General features: G+C 29.7%; 15 protein-coding genes. 3 read left to right on the top strand and 12 right to left on the bottom strand.

Annotated features, from left to right (window positions below; translation table 11 throughout):
- Positions 1-2: 2 nt before the first annotated feature.
- The 5 genes from ACZ446_RS03975 to rfbB all read right to left on the bottom strand — a co-directional run bounded on the left by ACZ446_RS03975 (position 3) and on the right by rfbB (position 5,250).
- Positions 3-1,247 (bottom strand): ATP-grasp domain-containing protein, encoded by a 1,245-nt coding sequence (locus tag ACZ446_RS03975; RefSeq protein ID WP_464393843.1) that lies wholly within the window; start codon positions 1,245-1,247, stop codon positions 3-5.
- 68 nt (positions 1,248-1,315) lie between these two features.
- Positions 1,316-2,065, bottom strand: a complete 750-nt coding sequence (locus ACZ446_RS03970; protein WP_464393842.1) for a glycosyltransferase family 2 protein — start codon at positions 2,063-2,065, stop codon at positions 1,316-1,318.
- A 3-nt stretch (positions 2,066-2,068) separates the two neighbouring features.
- The gene (rffA, locus tag ACZ446_RS03965) at positions 2,069-3,232 is read right to left on the bottom strand and encodes a dTDP-4-amino-4,6-dideoxygalactose transaminase (RefSeq protein WP_464393841.1); all 1,164 of its coding nucleotides are present in this window, start codon (positions 3,230-3,232) and stop codon (positions 2,069-2,071) included.
- Between the two features lie 18 nt (positions 3,233-3,250).
- Entirely contained in the window at positions 3,251-4,141 is an 891-nt protein-coding gene (locus ACZ446_RS03960) for a LysR family transcriptional regulator (RefSeq protein WP_464393840.1), read from the bottom strand.
- Positions 4,142-4,278: 137 nt separating this feature from the next.
- Entirely contained in the window at positions 4,279-5,250 is a 972-nt protein-coding gene (gene rfbB / locus ACZ446_RS03955; RefSeq protein ID WP_464393839.1) for a dTDP-glucose 4,6-dehydratase, read from the bottom strand.
- A gap of 269 nt (positions 5,251-5,519) precedes the next feature.
- On the opposite strand from rfbB, the gene ACZ446_RS03950 reads away from it, so the two are divergent.
- Complete coding sequence (locus tag ACZ446_RS03950; RefSeq protein ID WP_464393838.1) at positions 5,520-5,849, top strand: YolD-like family protein; 330 nt, start codon at positions 5,520-5,522, stop codon at positions 5,847-5,849.
- On the opposite strand, the gene ACZ446_RS03945 is transcribed toward ACZ446_RS03950, so the two are convergent.
- The 5 genes from ACZ446_RS03945 to ACZ446_RS03925 form a co-directional block, all read right to left on the bottom strand.
- Positions 5,850-7,106, bottom strand: coding sequence for a Y-family DNA polymerase (locus ACZ446_RS03945; protein WP_464393837.1), 1,257 nt, complete (start codon positions 7,104-7,106; stop codon positions 5,850-5,852). It abuts the gene before it with no gap.
- A gap of 193 nt (positions 7,107-7,299) precedes the next feature.
- Positions 7,300-7,947, bottom strand: a complete 648-nt coding sequence (locus ACZ446_RS03940; protein WP_464393836.1) for a DUF3298 and DUF4163 domain-containing protein — start codon at positions 7,945-7,947, stop codon at positions 7,300-7,302.
- Positions 7,948-8,014: 67 nt separating this feature from the next.
- A complete protein-coding gene (locus ACZ446_RS03935; protein WP_464393835.1) occupies positions 8,015-8,479 on the bottom strand; it encodes a S1 RNA-binding domain-containing protein in 465 nt (154 codons plus the stop codon).
- A gap of 128 nt (positions 8,480-8,607) precedes the next feature.
- Positions 8,608-10,377, bottom strand: a complete 1,770-nt coding sequence (locus ACZ446_RS03930; RefSeq protein ID WP_464393834.1) for a flagellar assembly protein A — start codon at positions 10,375-10,377, stop codon at positions 8,608-8,610.
- Positions 10,378-10,394: 17 nt separating this feature from the next.
- On the bottom strand, positions 10,395-11,969 hold the full coding sequence (locus ACZ446_RS03925) for a PAS domain S-box protein (protein ID WP_464393833.1): 1,575 nt from the start codon (positions 11,967-11,969) through the stop codon (positions 10,395-10,397).
- Positions 11,970-12,185: 216 nt separating this feature from the next.
- Between ACZ446_RS03925 and ACZ446_RS03920 the strand changes: the two genes are divergently transcribed.
- Positions 12,186-12,677, top strand: coding sequence for a hypothetical protein (locus ACZ446_RS03920; RefSeq protein ID WP_464393832.1), 492 nt, complete (start codon positions 12,186-12,188; stop codon positions 12,675-12,677).
- Positions 12,678-12,767: 90 nt separating this feature from the next.
- On the opposite strand, the gene ACZ446_RS03915 is transcribed toward ACZ446_RS03920, so the two are convergent.
- Positions 12,768-13,169, bottom strand: a complete 402-nt coding sequence (locus ACZ446_RS03915) for an arsenate reductase ArsC (RefSeq protein WP_464393831.1) — start codon at positions 13,167-13,169, stop codon at positions 12,768-12,770.
- 137 nt (positions 13,170-13,306) lie between these two features.
- Entirely contained in the window at positions 13,307-14,227 is a 921-nt protein-coding gene (locus ACZ446_RS03910) for a diacylglycerol/lipid kinase family protein (protein WP_464393830.1), read from the bottom strand.
- A 134-nt stretch (positions 14,228-14,361) separates the two neighbouring features.
- On the opposite strand from ACZ446_RS03910, the gene ACZ446_RS03905 reads away from it, so the two are divergent.
- Positions 14,362-15,594, top strand: a complete 1,233-nt coding sequence (locus ACZ446_RS03905; RefSeq protein WP_464393829.1) for an L-lactate MFS transporter — start codon at positions 14,362-14,364, stop codon at positions 15,592-15,594.
- Positions 15,595-15,622: the final 28 nt, after the last annotated feature.

The following is a 15,622-nucleotide window of genomic DNA, read 5'->3' as shown; positions in this document are numbered from 1 at the left end:
CGTTAAAAATTTTCATCAATTTTTCTTAAGATCAAATTTTCTCCTTTTTTATTATTAATTTCTAATTTATCATAGACTGCAGCCACCCTTTTTTTGAGCTTGTTTTTACTAGCTGCTGAAACAATGAAATGTCCTGCTCTAGCAGTAGCATTTTCAATATTAGGAATTTCAGCCCCAACTTGATAATTAAAACCCACTTTTAAAACTCCGTCCAGAGCCAAAATATCTTCACAATTAGTAATTTGGGTTATTAATCCAGGCTCAGCGAAAAATAGCTGTGAAGATAAAAATTTAGTATTATTTTTAAGAGAATATTCCTCCAGTGGACCAGTATCAATTTTTTTCCCAGCTGCTAAATTAACCATTAATTCTAAAATATCAACACCTGTTAAATAGGGAATAAAATCACCTTCATAAGCACCGCCAATTCTGCAGGCTATTTCATTAACTTTGATTCCTTCTTTACCTATAAGAAATTGAAAATAAATTGGCCCATTTTTGATTTCAAATGAACTAACTATTTTTTTACTTATTTTTTTAATATCTAGATAATATTCTTTCAAATATTTAGAAGGAAATAAATGGGATGAACAGATACCAATATGAATATCTTCTTCAAAACGAACCCGGTCAGTGACTGTTAATATTTTTAATTTAGAATCTGTAACCCAGCCGCTGACTGTTATCTCATCTGATCTATAATACTCTTCTACTAAAATTTTATCCTGTCTGGAAAAACTCAAAACTTCGTTAAATTTTTCTCTAATTTCTTCAATAGAATCAATCTTAAAAACACCACGCTGCCCCTGGCTGTCCAGAGGTTTAACAACAAATGGTCGCTTGAAATCTTCCAGATCAGAATCTAAGAAATCAGCAGCCAGAATTCTATATTTAACTGTTGGAGTTTCAGCTGCAGTAAATTTATTCTTCATCACTTCTTTATTTGTCACTGCTTTAGCTGTTTCCACAGTTATATATTGATTTAAATTTAATTTTTCTGCAACAACTGCTGCTGTAAAAACAGGTTGATCGGTTCCAGCTGTTAAAACTCCATCAATTTGATATTTTTCGGCAGTTTCAAGATTATCTTCAATGTTAAAAGTACTGCTTTCAGAACTAAAATCTGCTATTTTTTTGCCAGGTGCATCAGGGTAATAATCTGAAACAACTACCTGGTGACCCATTTCCTTAGCTTTTTTTATTAAGCTCAACTGGCCATTACCCCCACCCAAAACTAAAAGTCTCATAAATCTACCTCTTTCTTCTGCTCTAATATTCTAATAAAAGTTTCATGGATATATTTTTTGGCTGCTTCTCAATTTTCATCAGCAAAGGTACTGGTTTTAATCAAATATTGTTTTGATTGAGAGCGCAGATATTTTAACAGTGGTAGCTTACCATAATAGATATATAATTTTAAAAATAATTTAAAAAGTTTAATAAAGTTATAATTAGATTCTCCATATTTTCGCTGTTCCTGCCTGATAAAAATATTCCCCACTTTTGCCTTTTCCTGAAGAATGATGGCAGAAATATAAATAAATGATTTATCAGATGCTAATATTTTAGCCATTATTTCTCGATTAATTATTCTAAAACTGCTGACCCTCAGCTCTTCATTTTTAGGGGTGATTAAATCAAAAAGTTTATTTGTCAATTTTGAACCCAAACTTCTATAAAAAGTATATTCTCTTGTCTCCGGGATTGCATAAACAACATCAAAACCAGTTTTAATTTTTTGATAAAGCAATTTAATATCATCAGGTCGATGCTGTAAATCATCATCCATCGTAATAATATAGTCTCCAGACGCATAATTAAAACCGCAAAAAATAGCATTCTGCTGGCCAAAATTTTCTGCCAGTTGAATGCCTTTAACTCTGCTATCTTTTTTATTCAGTTCTAATATTTTTTTATAGCTTTGATCCGGACTATTATCATCAACAAAAATCAATTCAAAATCAAAATTATTTTTTGCAGACGTTTTTTTTATGCCTGAATAAAGTTCTGCCAGAGAATTTTCGCCATTATAAACCGGAACAACAATAGAAATCAAGTCAGCCATCAGCTAAACACCTGCCTGCTTTATTTCTAAAAATATATTTTTTAGCTCATTGATAATATAATTTAGATCTACTTGACTTAGATCTGGATAAATCGGAAGCCTCAGCATCGAATCTGCTATCTGATTTGTAAGAGGTAAATCTTCTTTTTGATAGCCTAACTTTTTTCCCATTGGAGAAGCATGTAGTGGTTGAAAATGAAAAGAAGCTTCTATTCCTCTTTGTCTGAGCTTTTTTAGAATAAAATCTCTTATCTTTTGATTTTTAAACTTTAAATAATATAAATGATAATTACTCTTCCTATCGTCTGGTATCTGAGGAATAATATCGAAAAAATCCTCAACTAAAAATTCTTGGAGATGATAATTATAAAAGTCAAAAATTTCTTTTCTTTTTTTAGTTATCTCGTCCATATTTTCTAATTGGGCTAATAAAAATGCCATTAAGATATCTGAGGGTAAGTAACTAGAACCTTCACCAACCCAATTATATTTTGCAATCTCTCCTCTTAAAAAGCTAGAGCGATTTGTTCCCTTTTCCCGAATTATCTCTGCTTTTTTAAGCAGCTGCTTATCTTCTGAATTTATTATTAAAGCACCACCTTCACCACTGCTGAAGTTTTTACTGCCGTGAAAGCTGTAGCATCCAAATTCCCCAAAACTCCCTGCCGCTTTACCCTGATAAAAACTGTTAACAGCATGTGCTGCATCTTCAATTATAACAATCTTATTTTTTTTAGCTATTTTTTTTATTGATTCCATTTCACAGCTGATTCCTGCATAATGAACCGGGATTACAGCTTTAGTTTTGTCAGAAATTTTTGCTTTAAAATCAGCAGGATCTAAATTAAAAGTATTAGCTTTTATTTCAGCAAAAATTGGTTTAGCTCCACATTTGATTACTGCATTTGCTGTAGAACTAAAGCCAAAAGAAGGCATTATAACCTCATCACCTTCCTGCAGTCCAACTAACTGAGCCGCCATTTCTAGAGCATGAGTGGCAGAAGTTGTCATTAAAACTTTAGGTAATTTAAATTTATTTTCCAAAAATTCACTCACTTTTTTTGTGTAGAAACCATCACCACTAATACTGTCTTTTTTTAAAGCATCTTCTATATAATCTTTTTCATTACCGCTTAAATAAGTTTTATGAAAAGCTATTTCTCTCATAAAAAATTACTCCGATCTTTAATAACAAATATGCTTCCCTAATTTTTTGAAATTTGCTATAAATTCCTTTACATCATCTGATAAAAAATCTGCTTTTTTATTAATCATATAAATATCATAATCCAGGTTATAATCTTTAATTCTTGATACATTAATTTCCTTAGCACTAAATTCATCTCTAACTGCATTATATGGTACAAAAGCAACCCCATAACCCTTGCGAACTAAGGTTTTAATTGCTTCGGTTGAATCCAAACGAGATATGACTTCCATCTCGGAAAAATCTCTCCCCAAATCTTCCAGTGCATCTTTAAAGTTTTCTTTTATTATGCAGTCTTCTTTCAATATTACAAATTTATGATCTAAAATTTCTTCCAGATTCACTTTTTCAGGTAAATCAAAAGCTGGAGGAGAAATCAATACAACTTTTTCGTTAATTACTTCTTCAGAATGCAAATTCTCTGCCTGAGCTGGTTTTGTTGTAAAACCCACCTCGCAGATATCGCTTAAAACATCCTGCTCAATTTTATCAGAAGATGCAGACACAAGATTATACTTGTGGTTGGGAAATTTAAAGTTCATATTTAAAATTGCACAGGGGAGACAATAAGTAGCAATTGTATGTTCTCCTTCTATTTTTATTTCTTTACTTTCCTGATCATTTAAATCGGAAAGCATCTTATTATAAGTCCGTATTATATTGTCTGCATATTTTAATACTATTTTCCCCGACTCTGTTAGTTTTACTCCTCGGTTACTGCGAATAAATAACTCATTTCCCAGTGAATCTTCAAGCTTTTGAATCTGTTGGCTTAAGGCTGGTTGAGAAATATGAGAATTATTTGCTACCTTAGATATGCTTTTTAACTTTGCTATTTCCTGAAAGTATTTAAGGCTTTCAATATGCATAAATACACCCTTTCATAGTCTATAAATATAGTTAATAGCTGTTATTTTTAACTAATGTTCTTAACTAATTATATTATTAATTAAGTTAAATGACAAGGTGTTAATCACAAAAAATGAATATCAATCTCAATTTAATGTTAATCTTTAGAATCAATTAGCTTCTGCCACCAGCTTTTATGATCCAGGTACCAGTTTAAAGTCTTCCTAATCCCACGTTCAAAATCAAACTCAGGTTCCCAGCCTAAATCTTCTTTGATTTTACTGCTGTTAACTGCATACCGATAGTCATGACCCCTACGATCTTCTACATGTTTTATCAATAACTCTGTTTGAGAAAGAAGCTTTAAAATTTTTCTGGTAATTTCTAAATTAGTTTTTTCATTATTAGCTCCGATATTATAGACTTCTCCAATATTTGCTCTACGCATAACTAAATCTACAGCACGACAGTGGTCTTTAACATAAATCCAATCTCTAATATTACTACCATCACCGTAAAGAGGCAATTTTTCGCCTTTAAGTGCATTGATAATAAAAAGTGGGATTAGCTTTTCTGGAAATTGATAGGCTCCAAAATTATTTGAACAGCGGGTAATATTAACCGGCAAATTATAGGTTTTATAATAAGATTGCACTAATAAATCAGCTGCTGCTTTAGAAGCTGCGTACGGACTGGATGGATTCAAATTGCTTTTTTCAGTAAATTTACCCTTATCGCCTAAGCTTCCATAAACTTCATCTGTAGAAATCTGAATAAATTTTTTAACTCCAAACTTAAGTGCTAAATCTAATAAATTTTGACAGCCTTCAATATTAGTTTTAATAAAAAGAGACGGATCTTCGATACTCCGGTCAACATGAGATTCAGCCGCAAAATTGACTATATAATCTATACCCTGATGCATAATTTTATCTAATTTTGACTTATTACAAATATCTAAATTGTAAAAACTGTAGTTAGAATTATCCTCTACATTTTTTAAATTCTCTAAATTACCAGCATAACTTAGCTTGTCAACGTTTATAATCTGATCATTATAATTTTCCAGCTGATAATGAATAAAATTACTTCCGATAAAACCTGCACCACCAGTAACTAAAATTTTCATCTAATTCAACTCCTCTTCTAAATCTCATTAAACTAAGTTCAAAAATCAATCAATACGAATCTAATATTTCTTTACTTTATTCTTTACTTTATTATAGCATATTCGTTTATAATTATATATTTAGAGGAAATTTATTTGAATTTTATTTAAAAATAGATATTGTTTTACGAACATTTGTATGCTAAAATTAAATAAAGAGGCAGCTGGTTAATAGTAAACACCTTTAAGATCAGTATTGTTTTAAATATTTAAAAGCAAGGAGTGAGACTATGAATTTAAAAGACAGAGGTAATAAAAAATGGAATTCTTTAATGCTGGTTGAACACCAAAGAAAATTAAGAGAATTAAAATTAAATGAAAATAATCAAGATAAACCAGAACTTGATCAACAGCAGCTTGCAGATATCAACTTTAAAATCCAAAAATCTTTAAACGAAAATTTGACCCTTAAAATAATTTATTATGAAAACAAAAAAATAAAAAATACAACAGGAAAAATCTTAAAAATTCAGGAATATAAAAAAGAAGTTAAAATAAAAACCAATTCTGATCAGTTTCTAGCCTTAGCTTTTGAACAAATTATTGAAGTTACTTTATAGCTATTTTTTATGTCCACCAATAGTATTTTCAATCCTATTTTTAATATTTCCAGCTCCTAAATTACGGGCATAATACAGCACATCTTTTCCCATTTTTTTTGCCAGCTGATCTCTTAGTTTATTAATTTCTGATCTTTTTAAATCATCTTTAAATAGATTAAGCTGCCTATAATTAGTTTCGATAAAATTTGTGAGGTAAAGACTTATTTTTCTTACTTTTTCGCCCTGGTAATGTTTATTTAAAATTTTAACTGCTGTTTTAAAAATATCTCTTGTCATATCGGTTGCTTTTTCCAAACTTAGCTGTCTAGAAAATCCTTTTTTAAATTCTGTTTTAGAATAACTAAGAGCCAGCGAAATAGTTCTCCCTTTTAAATTATTTTCACGGACTCTTTTGCCAACCTCTTCTGCTAGATTGAAAATTACTGTTTTGACAGCCTCTATCTCTGAATAATCATTATATAAAGTTATTCCACGGCCAACTGCTTTTTTACGATCGTTAAAATGACCCTCCACCTCTGAATAATCAATACCCCAGGCATGATAATAAAGCTGATTACCGATGATTCCAAATTTCTTTTCTAAATATTTTAGGGGTAATTTGGCCAATTCTCCAACTGTATAGACACCGATTTTATTTAACTTCTTTTGAGTACGACTGCCAATTCCCCAGCAATCTGATAGCTCAAGCGGCCAAAGTTTATCAGGAATATCTTCATACCCCCAGCTGCAGAGGCCTGTTTTTTTACCTTCAGTATCCATAGCAACTTTAGCCATAAACATATTGGGACCAATCCCCATACTGCAGGGCAATCTATACTTATTCCAGATTTCTTTTTTTATTTTTAATGCTAATTCAGCTGGTTTGCCATATTTTTTTTGACTCCCATTGAGTTTAAGCCAGGCTTCATCAATCGAGTAAATATGGATAGCTTCTAATGGTAAGTAAGAATTAAAAATTTCAGTTATTTTCATGGAAATATCAAGATAAAGTTTCATATTAGCGTCTGCCAATATAATCTCATCTTTATCTGGAATTTGAAATAATCGATGAGCAGTTTTTATTCCATATTTTTCTTTTAAAGCAGCAGAGGCAGCCAGCACAACTGAACCTTTTTTGTTTTTATCACCAATTACAGCTAAGTATCCTTTTAATGGATGAATTTTTCGCCTTACTAATTCTATGCTCGCATAAAATGACTTCATATCAACACATAATATTTGATCTGAAGGTGCATTATTATAGTTAGGCTCCATCAAACCACCTCCAACTTAAACAAATGTTTGTTTAATATATTTTACCATATCTTTTATCTTTTATCAAACATATGTTTGTTAGAGTGCTTCTTTTCTATTTAATATAATTAACCTTTTTAATATACAAAGAGAAAAGAGCAGCCAGAAAAAGCCGCTCTCAATAATCACAAATTAAAATATGAAGTTAAATCAATCAATATTTAATTCTAAATTCTGGAATACCAGTTGAATATGGTCCTATAGCATATGGTTGAAAATATACAACTAACTCATTATCTTCAAGATAATAATGTTGATCGCTTGCTAAATTTTGAAAACCATAATCTGCTTGAAAATATTTATCAGGATAATTTTCAATTTCAGATCTTATAATTTTTTCTATTTCTAGTAAAGCTATATTTTTTCTATTTAAAAAATCTATTAATTCTAATTCTGCTCCAGTTTCAAGATCAATATTATAACTCAGACTATAAGGGTTTCCATGAGCTCCACCTGTATATTGATAATAATTAAATTTTATACTTAAAATTTCCTGAACATTTTTTATACTAAAATCAACTTTACCAATAAATTCATGGCTAGAAAAACCAGCTTCTGCAAAGTCTTGCTGACTGGATCTGGCCATTTCTAAAGTATCTTCGATAAAATCAAAAATATTATCTCTAAATATCTTATTATAATTATCCTGAATATTTTTTTGTTCTAAATCCAATATAATTGGAATTTCGGCCTTAATTTGATAAATTTCTTCTTCATTTTTTTCAATAGGAAGAGAAACAACTTCTAAGGCTGATGTTGGAACAGTAATTAGTAAAATTAAAATAGCTAAATTAATAATCATAAATTTAATACTTTTACACTTGAAGAAAAAAGCTATTTTCTTCACCTTTAACAACTCTTTTCTGTAATTATTTTTTCAATTTAATTCCTTTAGAAGTTATATCAATGATCTTTTCTTTATATAAACCACCAATAGCCTTTTTAAAGCTGCCTTTACTAATTTGCAAAGATTTCTTTATTTGTTCTGGTGAACTATCATCATTCAATGGTAAAGAACCATTTTTTTCTTTAAGCTTAGCCAGAATTTTTTCTTTTGCATCTTCTATTCTACCATAACCAATTTTACGTAAGCTTACATCAATTTTATTATCTTCTCTAATTTTTTTAATATAACCATCAAGTTGATCTCCAATAGTTATATCTTTATAAACATCATTTTCATAAACTAAACCAAAATATTTATCATTTATGATTACTGTTGCCCCCAAATCAGTAAACTTATAAACTAGAATATTAACTTTATCACCCTCACTAAACTCTACTTTTTCTGGGGCTTCTTCGATTCCTGTTGTATCAATATCACTACTTCTCATTATTTCACCAGTACCTTTCTTTAATTAATTATATATTTATTGTAACACAAAAGAAGAATTAATAAAATAGTCATATCCAGAGCAATAATTATTAAAAAAGTAATTGTTCAGTAAAATTTAAACTCTCATTAATCTTCCCGCAAAAGATATTGATTAATATTAGGTAAATTACTTACACTTTTTAGTTGGCCAAAGTCGTCTAATCTATAATTTATATTTTTTCTTCCCCTTTCAATTATTTGGCGATCTTTATCACTATTGATTATTAAAGTTCCAAGTGCCTGTTTAATAAATATTTGCTCTCCAACTCTAAAATATGTTTTACTGAGTTTACTTCCTGCTTCCTGAGTAAAAATTATTTCTTCTGCCTGATAAGAGCCGCCTTTTAAAAATCCAGATCTGCTTTTTACAATTATAGATTTTTTAGCTTTAATAGTTGAGTTATAACAACCAAGGCGATTTATAATTACTGATCCACCTATACTAATCTCGGAATTTTGTATATAACCAGCATAAATATTTAAAATACCTTTTTGATTTAGACTCTGATCAATAAATTCTGCTAAATCATCTTTAAATTTATAAAGAATCCTGTCATCTTCAATTCGCTCTAAGTTAGCCATGTTATTAAAATATGGTGTTATTTTTTCAAAATATTCTTTCAGCTGCTGACAATTATTTATTCCTTTTTTTGTGTTTAAAATTAATTTTTTAAGTTCAGTGAATTTGTTTTCAATTAACAGTCTTAGAACTTTTCCAGTTCTAAAATTCTTAATATCCATTTTTCTTTTATTGGCTTCTCCTAGAATTTCTTCCATCGCTTTTTTTAGGTTTTCTAAATGGCTAATGATTTTTTTAAGAGAGACTACAATTTCCTGCTCCAGATAATTACCAATAAATAATTTACTTGCTATAATATTATTGTTAACATAAAGATCTCCTTGAGTTTTAACCTCAGCATTTGCAACATTCCCCTGAACTTTTAAATCATTACCTACTTCTACATTAAAATAATCATTAATATCTCCCTTAACCAGTAAATCACCATCATATTTAATATTACCGGTATACTTATCTACATTTCCTTTGATTATATACTGTTTATAAATATGTACCTCTACAGTAGAAGCTTTCCTGATTAATTTGGGCTGACCTCCTGCTAAAGCAATTGCTTTTAAACCATCTGGTGTCAGCTGAACATTCCTGCCTGCTTTCAGCTTTAAATCTTTAACAGGGGAAGGAGGTATTTTTTCTGAAAAAACATTAACCCCCGCTTTTCCTGGAACTGCTTCTTTTTTGTAGCAGATAGTTTCTCCTTTGTCAATCGAATCAATAACATTAAATAAGTTTTCATTCTTCTTTTTATATTTTTCACTTTTTATGATTTCGGAGTCTTGACCCGGTTCCGCACTTTTTCCTTCAGCTATTAAATATTTACCACTTAAATCTCCACTTTTTTCAAGGATCCGACTAAGATAATTATCTTTTATCCCATAATTTATATCATTTTCATTCAAAAGTTCAATTACTTCTTCTTTATTTACTTTAGGAAAAACTTTTTCTTTACTTTTAGTTTCAACTTTAATATGATTTGCTGGCTCTTTATCTTTAATTTCTAAAATCTGTTCTGGAATAAGCTTGATTATTAAAAATGACTTTAGTTTATCTTCAGTAATTTCTATATCTAGTTTTTTTATTTTTCTTGTATTATTAATCTTAAACTCAATTAAATTTTCTACATCTTGACTGACTACTATTTCGTTATTTTCTTTACTTCCATCAATATATATATCAACATTTTCACCGGCGGTAATACGGGGATATCTTCCCAATCCAACCGGATTGGTAATAGTCAGACTACCGTTTTCAAGACAAACAATTCCATCTTTACTTTCCAAAAAAACCACCTCCTAAATCAAAAACTTTTAATTTTTTTATAAACAGCAAATATACCCATTTTTTGATTACTCAAAAGCACAGGAAAGGCAATCAATTTCAAATTAAGCTTTTCACCCCGAGAGTTTGTTCTGACAACCTGTTTTTCAACCTGAGTTCCAGTTAAAACAAGATGAGATAGTTTTCTAGCAGTTTCATTTTTACCTTCAGAAACTATCAAGTCATCAAGTTTTTTATTGTTTAATTCATCTCGTTCATATCCAAAAAGCAAACAAAACTCTTTATTAGCATTAATTATTTTTTCTTCAATATTAAGCAAAACTGAAGCATAGGGAAAATTATTGAAAAATTGAAGATATTGGTTTGTCTGCTTTATTTTTTTATTTTTTATTTTTTTATTTAACTCATCTTCTGGAATTATTGAAGTAATTGTTTTTAAATTATCTTCTTCATACTCTGGAATCAGATAGTTGCTGTAATAACTTGCTAGATTATTATTTTCGATTAATACTTTAAATTCTATTCTTTTTTTGTTATCTGCAGCATAATTAAGTTTATCCATAAATCTATCTTCACTATTACCTGCTATTTTTAAATCAATAGACTGACGTCCTAAATTATTTTCATTTAGATTCAGCAGATTCATTGCTTTTTCATTAAAATAGACAAGCTTTTTTTCAGAATCAAATTTCAAAATAGCTGCTGGTAATTTATTTAAAATATCTTCAAAATTTTTTTCAGCTAAAACTTCTCTGGTAATGTTCTGATGTAAAATCATTACTTCATATGAACCTATACCTTTAAAGGAAGACACATACATTCTAAACCATCTTTTTTCTACTGGAGAATGACAGGGATAATCCATAACAAAACTATCCTGATTGTCATTTAAAACTGAAATGATTCCATTATAAGCTCTGGTAGAAAGCAAATCACCTTCTGCTGTGGCTTTTTTACATACTTCAAGGTAGTTTTCTCCTACCCCCACATTCTGAGGTAAAATATCATTCTCTGCTGCAAACTTATCCCAGGAACTGTTTGTATAAACAATCATTCCATTTTTATCTAGGATAGAAATATTACCAGGAACAGAGTCCAGAGCAGATGCTGTAATATATTTTTCTTTTTTTAAAGCTTTATTTTCTAAATCCTTCTCACTTAAATTATCTTTTACTTTTTCATGAATATATATATCTTCCAATAAAGCTTTTAATTGTTTTTTAAAAAGATTTATAGAATCAGGATTGTGGTTTTTTAATTCTTTTTCCACAGGAAAATATACAATATAGATATATTCTGCAGCTGCAACTTTAAAAAAGACTAAGTTATTTTTAAAGTCACTTAAATAGTCTGCTAAAATATCTTTGATTTCAGTTTCTTCTCTCTCTAAAATCTTTTTATAAAGGCTTTCAGGAACTTTAATTTTCTTTACTGTTTTCTCAAAATCATCATTCTGCTGTTTAAAGACTTTAAGTTCATTTTCTGGAGTTAAAACTGATATTTTTAGTTTTTTAGTAGAAAAGAATTTAGCTATTATATCCAGTTCTAATTTAAATCTTTTTCTTAATTCAGTTATTTCTATAAGTTTTTCCACAATATCACCTCTAATTAAATTTACATACTGAAAATATCTTTATAAAGGCATCTTACATTATTATATTCTATATTCGTGACAGCTTTCCTTTTTAAAATCAAAATAGATTATAAAAATGAAAATAAATTTCTAATAATACTTGACACAAATTTCACATATATGTTAATATATAATTAAGTTGAGTAAATTAATAATATTTCAAAGGAGGATTTATTTATGAAAATCAAAACAATTGTATTAATGATTGCGGTAGCAGCTCTATTAGTTGCTCCAACAGTAAGTGCTCAGGACACAGTTTCATCTGCTTCTCGGGTTGTTGATGAGGACAGCTTAATGACAGCTGTAGAAGAATCATGGATCTTAATTATTCAGCAAGACTTAAGTGTTGATGAAGAGATAGTTTTAGAAGGTACTTATGAAAACAGAGGTGAAGTTGACCGTAAGTTAGCTCTTTATGACCAGGATGATGACCATAATGTAACTGACAGATATACTCTGGAAGCTCCAAGTATTACTGTTGCAAGTCCTAATGCAAGATTTAAAGCTGGTATCTTTGTAGGAGATGTTTATGTTTCAGCTGAGAATTTCAAATTAACAACTGGATTTACTGTTGAAGGTAATGTGTACTTTGAAAATAAAGCAGCTAAAGAAACATTTACTATTGAAAATGGAGCTACTGTAACAGGTAACTTAGTTAATAATTGGTAAATGTCATTTGACAAATAAAACATATAACTAACCGGCCAGAATACTCTGGCCGGTTTTTTTACTCAATATGTGATTTAAAAAACACTGTTTTTAAATTTCACCATTTCTTACTTTTTCAATTAAATCTTTAACTTTTTGATCAATAATTTCTCTGGTTTCTCTAAAAACTTCCATTGGCTGACCATCAGGATCATCTAAACCCCAATCTTCTCTAAATTTACAGGGGATATATGGACACTCAACTCCACAGCCCATAGTAATTAAAATATCTAACTCGGAAGGTATTTCCTCTAATAATTTTGGATACTGATCACTGATATCAATTTCTTTTTCTTTCATTGCCTTAACAGCATTTGGCTTAACTTCTGAAGAAGGATCAGTTCCCGCACTATAAACATCTAGTATATCTCCGGCATATTCTCTTGCAAAACCTTCTGCCATCTGACTGCGGCAAGAATTACCAACACAAACAAAAGCAACCTTATATTTCATTAACTATCTCTCCCTTTTAATAAACTGATTTCTTTTTGACTATTATTAAAATTTAAAACTGGTTAACTCTTTTATAAGCTTATACCATCATTATTTTTAAGTCAAAAGTTATAAGCAAATTTAACATTAATTTAACATTAAATTAAAACAGATATTTCTTTATCGGAAATTTTAAAGCAGGCATCACAAAATCCAACAGACTCACCGTCTAATTCTAACCTTACTTCCTCTTTTGTTGTAATTTTAATTTCTTTAGCCTGATGTGATTCAACTAAAGGATGTGAAAGGTGATTTCCCTGATAGCCTTTAATTAGATTTAGTATTATTCCCAATTTAGAAAAGTCTTTGAGCAGCACTAAATTTAAACTGCTGCCATATAAATCTGCTTCTGGAGCAACTTTAATTCCTCCACCAAAATACATGCCGTGGGCTACGACTGCAGTATTTATTTTCCCCTGATAAACTAGTTCATTATCAGCCTCTATTTTCATATCTTTATTTTGATAATTAAATAAAACAGAGAAGATTTTTACCAGGTAATTTAAACTTCCGGAAACTATCTTATTATCTTCATTTAATTTTTTGGCAACCTCAGCTCCCATACCACAGTCAGCCACATTAAAAAAATATCTACTTTCTTTTTCACGCTTTTCATTAAAAAATTCTGCTTCTATTACATTGATTTTCTTGCTTTTTTCGCTTTTTATCATTTTAATAAATTGGTCAATATCTTTTGGTAGTTTTAAAGTTCTACTTAAATCAGAACCAGTTCCCTGGGCATAAATAATTAGCTTTGTACAGATATTTTCAGCTTCAACTAGAAGCATACCATTGATAATTTCATTAACAGTTCCATCTCCACCCACTGCCAGCAAATAGTCATAATTTTTTTCTACAGCTTCTTTTGCAATCTCAACAGCATCACCTGGTTTGGTAGTAAATTTCTCATTGAAGTTTATAAATTCATTTTTAAAATATTTATTAATTTTTGGCCATATTTTAGCAGTTTTTCCTCCTGATGAAGCTGGATTGATTACTGCCATTATCTTTTTATTCATATTTTTCTCCTTTAAATTTATAAGATTTAAATTTTAGTGAGTTAACTTGATAAAGTAAAGTATTTTTGTTATGATTATTTTAATTATAATTGCTGGTATTAATTAATTCAAGTCTAAAATATGAAGGAGGCAAAATGAAAAAAGAAAATCTTCATTTAATAATTGAAAATAAAAAAAGATGGTTTTATATTCCTTTAGGTCTTATAATATTTATGTGTATGGGGACAATATATTCCTGGAGTATTTTTAGAAAAGCTATTGAAAATTCTTTTAATATTGGTGCAACAGAAAGCGGCTTACCTTATATGTTCTTTTTAGTTTTTTATGCACTTGCGATGCCTTTTGCCGGCAGCTATATGGATAAATACGGGCCCAGAAATATGACTATAATTGGTGGCCTTTTTATCTCTGTAGGTTGGTTTATATCCGGTTTTGCAAACTCAATTACAATGCTTACTATTAGTTATGGAGTTATTGCAGGAAGTGGAGTTGGAATAGCCTATGGTGCGCCAATGGCAGTTGCAGCTAAATGGTTTCCTGACAAAGAAGGATTAGCTGTTGGTTTAACCCTGGGTGGTTTTGGTTTGTCACCATTTATTACAGCACCTGCAGCAGGCTGGTTGATCAGAAATTTTGGGGCTTTTACAACTTTTAAAATTCTTGGAATATTATTTGCATTTATTATAACTTTACTGGCTTTACCTTTAAAATTCCCAAAAGAAATTAAAACTAACTCAATAGATAAAAATATTTCTAATTCAAAGGTAGAAATTGATTCAAAAGGAATGCTGAAAAGCAAAAGTTTTTATGCTCTTTGGTCAACTTTTGTCATAGGAACAATTATTGGCTTAATGGCAATTGCAATTTCTGGTCCAGTTGCTCAGGAATTAATTAATTTAAATTCAGCGGCAGCCTCAATTTATGTTTCACTTTTTGCTATTTTCAATGGTATTGGCCGCCCAATTTTTGGTGCTCTAACTGATAAAATCAAAGCAAAAAACACTGCTATTATTTCTTTTTCTTTAATTATTTTTGCTTCTCTACTAATGATTATCAATGACTCTGCTAATCCCATTTTATATTTTATTTCTTTTTCTATTTTTTGGCTTAACCTTGGCGGCTGGCTGGCTATTGCTCCAGCAGCAACATCTTATTTTTTTGGTAAGAAAAATTATAGTAAAAACTATGGCTATTTATTTACTGCCTATGGGGTTGGAGCTGTAATTGGCAATCTGTTATCTGGAAGTATTAGAGATATTTTAGGCAGCTATTATTATGTTTTTTATCCAACTATTTTACTTGCATTATTGGGAATATTTATAGCCCATTTCTTCTTAAAAAAAGATCAGCTTACCAGCCAAACATAGATTTATCAAATAGTTGAATATTTTTCTG

Source organism: Halanaerobium sehlinense (genome assembly GCF_055379485.1).
Note: the sequence above shows the minus strand (reverse complement) of the source record. Positions and strands in the feature narration are given on the sequence as shown.

Excerpts from the sequence above, each read along its gene's own strand:
- ACZ446_RS03975 (WP_464393843.1), bottom strand. The coding sequence starts at position 1,247 with ATGAGACTTTTAGTTTTGGGTGGGGGTAATGGCCAGTTGAGCTTAATA.
- ACZ446_RS03970 (WP_464393842.1), bottom strand. The coding sequence starts at position 2,065 with ATGGCTGACTTGATTTCTATTGTTGTTCCGGTTTATAATGGCGAAAAT.
- rffA (WP_464393841.1), bottom strand. The coding sequence starts at position 3,232 with ATGAGAGAAATAGCTTTTCATAAAACTTATTTAAGCGGTAATGAAAAA.
- ACZ446_RS03960 (WP_464393840.1), bottom strand. The coding sequence starts at position 4,141 with ATGCATATTGAAAGCCTTAAATACTTTCAGGAAATAGCAAAGTTAAAA.
- rfbB (WP_464393839.1), bottom strand. The coding sequence starts at position 5,250 with ATGAAAATTTTAGTTACTGGTGGTGCAGGTTTTATCGGAAGTAATTTT.
- ACZ446_RS03950 (WP_464393838.1), top strand. The coding sequence starts at position 5,520 with ATGAATTTAAAAGACAGAGGTAATAAAAAATGGAATTCTTTAATGCTG.
- ACZ446_RS03945 (WP_464393837.1), bottom strand. The coding sequence starts at position 7,106 with ATGGAGCCTAACTATAATAATGCACCTTCAGATCAAATATTATGTGTT.
- ACZ446_RS03940 (WP_464393836.1), bottom strand. The coding sequence starts at position 7,947 with ATGATTATTAATTTAGCTATTTTAATTTTACTAATTACTGTTCCAACA.
- ACZ446_RS03935 (WP_464393835.1), bottom strand. The coding sequence starts at position 8,479 with ATGAGAAGTAGTGATATTGATACAACAGGAATCGAAGAAGCCCCAGAA.
- ACZ446_RS03920 (WP_464393832.1), top strand. The coding sequence starts at position 12,186 with ATGAAAATCAAAACAATTGTATTAATGATTGCGGTAGCAGCTCTATTA.
- ACZ446_RS03915 (WP_464393831.1), bottom strand. The coding sequence starts at position 13,169 with ATGAAATATAAGGTTGCTTTTGTTTGTGTTGGTAATTCTTGCCGCAGT.
- ACZ446_RS03910 (WP_464393830.1), bottom strand. The coding sequence starts at position 14,227 with ATGAATAAAAAGATAATGGCAGTAATCAATCCAGCTTCATCAGGAGGA.
- ACZ446_RS03905 (WP_464393829.1), top strand. The coding sequence starts at position 14,362 with ATGAAAAAAGAAAATCTTCATTTAATAATTGAAAATAAAAAAAGATGG.